We start from the raw sequence: 1,269 nt of genomic DNA, 5'->3' as shown, positions 1-1,269 counted from the left end.
GACCGGATCGAGTACGAACCCGAACAGTTCCCCGGGCTCGTGTACCGCCTCGACAACCCGAAAGTCGTCGTCCTCCTCTTCGGGTCCGGCAAACTGATCATCACCGGCGGCAAGGAACCGGAGGATGCCAAGAAGGCTGTTGTCAAAATCCTCTCGGATCTGCGAAGCCTCGGGCTCATGTAATTCTTTTTTCGATTTGAGTAAGTCAACAATTAGTGTTAATTTTCGCACCTGCAGCCGTACGGTGATCGGGAATCTGCCTGGCAGATAAACGTTGAAGCTCGGTTTCTCATACTATAAAAAAGTCGCACCGGTTGCCCCCCAATAACAGAGCCTATATATCCTAATTTAGATAATTGTATAGTATAAGATCGAAAACTGATGGATGTGATGCATGAGAACTGAGAACGTTATGTATTTTACCGAGAAGGAAGAGGAATTTGCAAATCTCCTCATCGAGATTGGAACCAAACGGAATGTTGCGAAGGTACTGGTATTCCTTGCCAACACCCCCGAGGCAACCTCCCGGGCCATCGAGCGCGGCACCGATCTCCGGCAGCCCGAGGTCAGCATCGCGATGCGCTACCTCATGGAGCAGGACTGGATCACCAGCCGCGAGAGCAAGGCCGAGAGCAAGGGCCGCCCGGTAAAGATCTACGAGCTGTCAAAGCCCATCCAGGAGATTATGGACAGTATCGAGAAAGAGAAGAAGAAGGAAGCCAATAACCAGCTGGCCCTTGTCCAGAAGTTACGGCACTATATCCGCTGATGTAATTTTTTTAATCCCTTTTTCATTTCCCACGATCACCGTAGTCTTGTTTGCGTAACCGCAAAAGAGCCCGCTCTCGATAACTCCGGGGATCTCTGCCATCGCCTTTTCGAGTCCCGCGGGATCCGTTATGGACGGGAAGGTGCAGTCTACGACATAGTTCCCATTGTCCGTGATGACCGGGCCGTCTTTTTTCACACCCTCGCGGATTACCGGACGGCACCCGAGCCCGCGGAGCTGGGCCATGGCCGGAGTTACTGCAAACGGGAGAACTTCCACAGGCACCGGGGCAGCGAAGCGGGAAACGACTTTTGCCTCGTCTACGACAACAATAAACTGGAATGCTGCTGCGGCAACGCATTTTTCCCGTGTCATAGCAGCGCCCCGGCCCTTGATGAGGTTGAGGTGTGGGTCAACCTCATCTGCCCCATCGATAGCCAAATCAATGACCGGGTGCTGGCTCTTATACCCAACCTACTGCTCCAGCGAAGAAGAAAAGG

General features: G+C 52.9%; 1 protein-coding gene and 2 pseudogenes. 2 read left to right on the top strand and 1 reads right to left on the bottom strand.

Annotated elements, in window-relative coordinates:
• Together CW742_RS13730 and CW742_RS13725 are read left to right on the top strand one after the other, a co-directional pair.
• A pseudogene (locus CW742_RS13730) lies at positions 1-183 on the top strand (TATA-box-binding protein); the annotation flags it as partial.
• A gap of 211 nt (positions 184-394) precedes the next feature.
• On the top strand, positions 395-769 hold the full coding sequence (locus CW742_RS13725; RefSeq protein WP_015285860.1) for a transcriptional regulator: 375 nt from the start codon (positions 395-397) through the stop codon (positions 767-769).
• On the opposite strand, the pseudogene rpiA reads toward CW742_RS13725, so the two are convergent.
• Positions 749-1,219, bottom strand: a pseudogene (gene rpiA, locus CW742_RS13720) (ribose 5-phosphate isomerase A); the annotation flags it as partial. The gene CW742_RS13725 and the pseudogene rpiA sit on opposite strands and share 21 nt — an antisense overlap.
• Between the last annotated feature and the right edge of the window lie 50 nt (positions 1,220-1,269).

This window comes from Methanoregula sp. (assembly GCF_002835825.1).
Taxonomy (GTDB): domain Archaea; phylum Halobacteriota; class Methanomicrobia; order Methanomicrobiales; family Methanospirillaceae; genus Methanoregula.
This window is presented reverse-complemented; position numbering and strand designations above follow the sequence as displayed.